The 5,406-nt window shown below is 70.5% G+C and carries 8 protein-coding genes; 2 read left to right on the top strand and 6 right to left on the bottom strand.

Annotated features, from left to right (window positions below):
• The 4 genes from AAGI91_17370 to AAGI91_17355 all read right to left on the bottom strand — a co-directional run.
• Positions 1-527, bottom strand: a 527-nt coding sequence (locus AAGI91_17370) for a hypothetical protein (GenBank protein ID MEM1044382.1), incomplete at its 3' end; no start/stop codon positions are given.
• Positions 528-549: 22 nt separating this feature from the next.
• Positions 550-906, bottom strand: a complete 357-nt coding sequence (locus AAGI91_17365) for a hypothetical protein (protein MEM1044381.1) — start codon at positions 904-906, stop codon at positions 550-552.
• 291 nt (positions 907-1,197) lie between these two features.
• A complete protein-coding gene (locus tag AAGI91_17360; GenBank protein ID MEM1044380.1) occupies positions 1,198-2,115 on the bottom strand; it encodes a protein rep in 918 nt (305 codons plus the stop codon).
• A 662-nt stretch (positions 2,116-2,777) separates the two neighbouring features.
• Positions 2,778-3,011 carry a hypothetical protein gene (locus AAGI91_17355; protein ID MEM1044379.1) on the bottom strand — a complete coding sequence of 78 codons (234 nt, stop codon included), beginning with the start codon at positions 3,009-3,011 and terminating at the stop codon, positions 2,778-2,780.
• A 330-nt stretch (positions 3,012-3,341) separates the two neighbouring features.
• On the opposite strand from AAGI91_17355, the gene AAGI91_17350 reads away from it, so the two are divergent.
• Both AAGI91_17350 and AAGI91_17345 read left to right on the top strand, forming a co-directional pair.
• Positions 3,342-3,821 (top strand): hypothetical protein, encoded by a 480-nt coding sequence (locus AAGI91_17350; protein MEM1044378.1) that lies wholly within the window; start codon positions 3,342-3,344, stop codon positions 3,819-3,821.
• Positions 3,818-4,084, top strand: coding sequence for a hypothetical protein (locus AAGI91_17345; GenBank protein ID MEM1044377.1), 267 nt, complete (start codon positions 3,818-3,820; stop codon positions 4,082-4,084). The genes AAGI91_17350 and AAGI91_17345 overlap by 4 nt, the downstream gene beginning before the upstream one ends.
• Positions 4,085-4,153: 69 nt before the next feature.
• Here the strand turns inward: AAGI91_17345 and AAGI91_17340 are convergent, their stop codons facing one another.
• Both AAGI91_17340 and AAGI91_17335 read right to left on the bottom strand, forming a co-directional pair.
• Positions 4,154-4,723 (bottom strand): peptidoglycan-binding protein, encoded by a 570-nt coding sequence (locus AAGI91_17340; GenBank protein ID MEM1044376.1) that lies wholly within the window; start codon positions 4,721-4,723, stop codon positions 4,154-4,156.
• Between the two features lie 4 nt (positions 4,724-4,727).
• The coding region (locus tag AAGI91_17335; protein ID MEM1044375.1) for a hypothetical protein at positions 4,728-5,406 on the bottom strand (679 nt) is incomplete at its 5' end.

Here is a 5,406-nt window from a genome sequence, read left to right as displayed (position 1 = left end):
TCGGACGCGATCACGTCGGCCCCGTACTCACGGATGAACGCGCGTCGGTCGGCCTCGCTCAGCTCCGCCAGCCAGGCAGCGGCCTCGTCGTACGGGTCCTCCTCGAACTCCTCGTCGGGCTCGTCGTCGGCCACCAGGTCGGCCGTCGTCTGCCGAGCGGGCGGCGGGACCACGAGCGGATGCGCTACGGTCTGCGCCGTCGCCCCGTTGGGTGTGTCCTCCTCAACCGGCACCTCCTCACGGGCACGCGCCTTGGCCTCGGCCTCCTCGATCGTCAGCACGCCGGAGTTCACCGCGTCGAGCTCGGCCTTCGTCAGCGGCACCGGGCCGGGCGGGCCGTTGCGGTAGAACTGGTCCGGGTCGGGCGCCGGGACGAACCCGATGCACCGGCCGGTCCGGTCAAAGCGGGCGCGCTCGATGACGTCGAGGCCCGCGCACTGGCGGTTCTTCTTGACGGCCTCGGAGAGCGCGGCGGGGGAGACTCCGAGGCGTTCGGCCTCGGTGCGGAGCGAGTGGACGTTCTCCATCGGGGGAGGGGGCTGGTTGGCGTCAGCGCTCCGGCAGCGTCATCCCGAGGAGTTCGAGGTCGGCGCGCAGCTTGGCCCGCCACTCGTCGCGTTCACCGGGCGGCACGTCGGCCGGTGCCCAGTCGGATTGGACGATGGCCGATGCCGCCGCGATGATGCGGCGCGTCGAGGCAGGAGCCAGTGCACGCGGCCCGGCGTGGCGGAGGAGCGCACGGCGGAGCTTCTCAGCGTCGGTCACGCGGTAGCGCGGACGCTTCAGAGTCCCGCCCACCTCGACGCCGATCTCGGCCGGTTTGCGGTCGGCCGCGAAGCGGCGCACGAAGCGGCGCGCGGTCGCGCTCGGGAAAGCGTTGGAGCGAATGAACAGTTCGAGGGTCATGCTATCGGGGGGAGGCGTCCGAGCGAGCGGGAGCCCGACACGGCGTTCGGTTTCGGGGTGTGAGGGCGAGGCCGGACAGACAGCAAGGGCCGGGGCGTCCGGTCTGTTCGTCAGGTGTTCGGCGGGGCCGTTCGGCCTGTTAGGCGCCCTGACAGCGGTGTCAGGGCCGGTGTTCGGTCCCGGTGTTCGGTCCCGGTGTTCGGCTCCGACCTCACTGTCTGTCAGGTGGCTGATGCCCGGCCGCCACCCGTCAGCCGGTTAACAGGCTGTTCGGTTTGAGCCCGCTGTCGGCTACGGCGGCGCCCGCTCGCTGGCCTCGACCACTCGTTCTGGCCCGCCGTAGTACCCCGCGAACCGGCCGCTCTTCGCGTCCGGGGCGTGCCCGGTCAGGCACTCGCCCGTTTCGAGGTCCACCCAGTCGGCCACGTCGTCGTCCCACAGCCACGTCGTCGCCTGGTCCTCGCGGCTGATCGCCACCGTGACCGCGTCGAGCTCGTCCACCTCGTTGACGTCCTTCGCCGTCCGGAACCCGTACGGCTGATACACCCGCTTCGAGCGCATCGCCCGGAACATCACGTCGAGCTGGGGCACGCCGACGTAGCCCTTTCCGCCGCTCTGCGTCTTCGCCGTCAGCTTGGTGAAGTACTTGAACAGCTCCCGGAGGCCCCCACCGTCGACGTCGAGCGGTCGCACGTCCTGCCCTCCCCTCTTCACCTCCCGCCCGGTGTACTTCGGCCCGAAGCGGAGCCAGGCATCGAGCATCGCATCGGCCGCGCGCTCGCCCTCAACGACGACGTGGAAGTGGGGGTGATAGTCCTCCCTCTGGGCGTTGTACGTGCATTCGAGCTTCCGAATCGCCCGGACCGCGTGCCCGTCCCGGCGGAGCTTCCGCACGAGCTGAGAGAACCCCTTGACCATCCCCTCGATGGTCATCCGGAGCTCGTCGCCCGGCGCGTTCTGGACCGTCAGCGTCACGAGCTGGGGATCCGTCCACCCGCTCACCTCGGGTTCGTAGGCGTTGATCGCCTTGCCCATCCGGATCCGGTTGCAGATCAGGCACCACCGGTGCCCGCAGTACCGCGACGTCAGGACGCCCCCCTCCTGCTCGATCTTCTCGCCGCAGTAGATCGAGCTCCGGTACGACTTGACGAGCTCGCCCTCCGGCTTCCCCTCGTGCCAGCGCGCGTACTCCGCCAGCGCCGTGGCCACGGGGATCGACAGGTAGCGCGACCGCGCCCGCTTCGCCAGCTTCGGCTTGGTCTCCGCCCTGTGTCGGTCAGAGGGCCGATTGACCAGTTGTTCTAGCGTATCAAGAGTGCCCGACGATCGGAGGCTCGCCTCCTGTGCCGTGGCGGGCCTCGTGGTGCGCCCCGTGCCCCGCCAGGCGTCCACGAACGGGAAGTCGCAGGGGACGGCGTCAGAGCGCCCGTAGCGGACCGCTGGCGGCGTCTGAGCGCGCGCAGCGAGCACGTCTGCTGTGAACCCCGGTCCCGCTCCCAGGACGCCCGGTGAGGCGTGCGCCTCTCCGGTCGCCTGGGGCGAAGGTCGGGGCGCTGGCGGCGCGGCAAGGGCCACTCCGGCTGGCGCCGTCGCTCCGTGCTCGCCATGCTCCGGCCGTCCGGCCGTGCGCGTGGCTCCGCGCGGCCCCTGCCTCGCTCCCCCACCGCAGCAATCGCATTCGGCGGAAGCTCCACCGATGCGTGAAGCCAACGTCATGCCGACGTGCCCCCCTTGCGCCCGAACGGTCTGTTCAGCGAGCTTTGGCACCGCCGACGGCCTCCGGTCGTTGATCTGATTGGTATTCTGCAAGGGATATCGAGAGCGCCCGTTCCTCGGAGCCTGCAAGCATGAGGGGACGGGCGCTCGTGCGTTCAGTCAGTAGGCGGGGACGTGCCGGGGGGCAGCTCGTCTTTGTCCAGGAAGTAGGTGAGGCCGAGAAGCCCGCCCGCCAGCGCGGCGAGCGCCATCTCTTTCCAGATGCGCTTCCGAGCCTGCTCCTGCTCCCATCGCTCGACGCTCAACCGAACCTTGTGCAGGTGGACCTGCTGCAGCTCGGTCGGCGTTCGGTGCCCGTTCTCCCAGAACGACACCAGGGTCGATCCCACACGGAGCAAGCGGCCGAATGCCGATTGATCCATGTCAGTCCGCTGGCGGAGGTCTCTGATCTCGTCCGGGGTCATGCCACAATAGTAACTCAGGTGAAGACGGCCGGGGAGGGCGCCTAGACATTTTGTTTGCGCTGGGCGACGTCGTACCCTCCCGATCTCTCAAATCGTTACCGCTCTCGTTGCGTGAACCGCCCGACCGGCGGACCTCGTAGCGTGAGATTGGAAGCCCTGACATGGGGCGGACCCTCCGGTGTGCCGTGAGGCCCTGGGCGTTTGGTAACGAACGTGAGAGGGGTCCGCCCCGCCTCCACACTCTCAAATCGTTCCATGTCTCACCATCCGAACGCGCCGTGGGGCGCGCTCCCTCCCGGCGCACTGGCGGAAGCCGTCGCCGTGCTCTCGACCGCCCTCTCTGCCGCGATCGCTGACGCCCGCCGCGTCCGCTCGCACCTCCGGAATGTCCACGTCGAGCCCGTACACCGCGTCGAGTCCGCCGACGTCGAGGTCACTGCGATCGTCGTCAGGTTGGAGCGGGCCTCGGCCGAGCTCGCCACGGTCCCCGGCGTCTGGGCCCTGATCCACGGGGAGGACGCCCCGCCGCCGCCGAAGCCCCGGACCGACTTCGCGGAGTTTGGGCGGTCGCTCCCGTCGGTCCTCGACATTGACGCCGCCGACCGCGCCCGCCAGCGCGCCGAGGCCGCGGGCGTCGAGACCAATCGGTACCGGGTCCCCCCTCCCCCACCGTCCGCGCCGGACCGTTCGCACCTGGGGGCCGACCTCCCGGTCGACGTCGGGACGGACCGATGATCGGCCACGACCGGAGCGAGCGCGACGCGCAACTCGAAGAGATTGACCGGCGGTTCCCGCTGAGCCCCCACCGCCACGCGCTCCGAGCGGCCGTCTACTGGCACCGGGGCGACCTCGACGGGGTGGCCCGCGAGCTGAGGCGCCAGCTCGACCAGGCCGTCGAGCTCCACCGGCTCCCGACGGGCGAGACCGATCGGCTCACGATGCCGGCCTCCTGCCAGCTCGTGCGCTCGGCCCACCGCCAGGCCGGGGCGCTCAACTGACGCCGGCGGCGGCCGTGCGCGCGGGCGGGCGCCTTACGCGCTCGCGCCCGTGCGCGGCCGGCATCGATGCTACCGCTTCGCCAGCGCGACGACGACCAGGAGCCCGCCGACCAACAGGTACTCGAACGGGATCACATCGGTGAGGTCGGGGATGCCGGAGCCGCCGGAGCTATCGGCCGCGCCCCAATCGTCGCACGAGACGACCTCCGCGAACGGGTCCCGGTCGGGGAGCGCCCCGGCGCGTTCGAGACGGGCGAACGCGGCGGCCCGTGTCTTCGGCCCGACCCGCCCATCGACGTAGACGTCGAGGGCTCGCTGAGCCGACCGCGTGACGGTGTCCGTCTCGTCGTCGAACAGCCCGTCGATCTCCCGAGGCCGCATTGAGCCGACGACGGGGGAGAGTGCCCAGAGCCAGCGTTGCCAGAGCTCCACGGCCGGGCCGCACTGCCCCCGCCGCAGCTCGACGGTGGGGAGGTAGAGGTTGACGTTGCCGGAGGAGCCGGACGATCCGGAGGAGCCGGGCTCGGGGAAGTCCTTCCCCTTCCCGTCTCTCTTCCCCCCCGGCTTCTTGGTGTCGCCAGCGAGGAGCGGGACGCCGGAGGGAGCTCCCCGGCGGCGGTCGATGATGCGGACGGCCATCGGTCTACGCGGCCTCCGCCAGCTCGTCGGCTTCTTCGTCGGAATCGACGTCTCCCTCGGCAGAGCCCTTGACTTCGACAGTTTCAGAGTAGGCCGGGGTCGCTTCGTCGTCGTCTCCGCCAACGAGGCCGAGGGTGACAACTCCAATCACGCCCTCAGCGAAGGCACCAAAAGCGCTCGTGAGGATCCCCGGCGCCGAGTCCACGGTGTCGATCGCGGCCGCGACTACCTCGCCCGCGCCGTCCACGGCATCGGCTACCGCGTCGACGGCGCGTTCGGTGATGGACTCGCCGTTCTTGTAGACGCTCTCCCCGTCGATCTGGACCTCGCTGATCGGCTCCAGGCCCTCCGACTCCAACACGTCGTTGGCGATCTCGTAGGCGCGCTCCGTGATGCGGGCCTCGACCTTCGGCCCCAGGATTTCCGCCAGCGCGTCGGGGTCCATCGCTTCGAGCGCCGCACGGACACGTTCGGCCGCGGCCTCGGGCGTCTCCTCCGGCACCGTGGCCACGGGAGTCGAGCCGAGCATCGACGGCGACCGCTCGGACGCGATCACGTCGGCCCCGTACTCACGGATGAACGCGCGTCGGTCGGCCTCGCTCAGCTCCGCCAGCCAGGCAGCGGCCTCGTCGTACGGGTCCTCCTCGAACTCCTCGTCGGGCTCGTCGTCGGCCACCAGGTCG

This window comes from Bacteroidota bacterium (assembly GCA_038746285.1).
Taxonomy (GTDB): domain Bacteria; phylum Bacteroidota; class Rhodothermia; order Rhodothermales; family JANQRZ01; genus JANQRZ01.
This window is presented reverse-complemented; position numbering and strand designations above follow the sequence as displayed.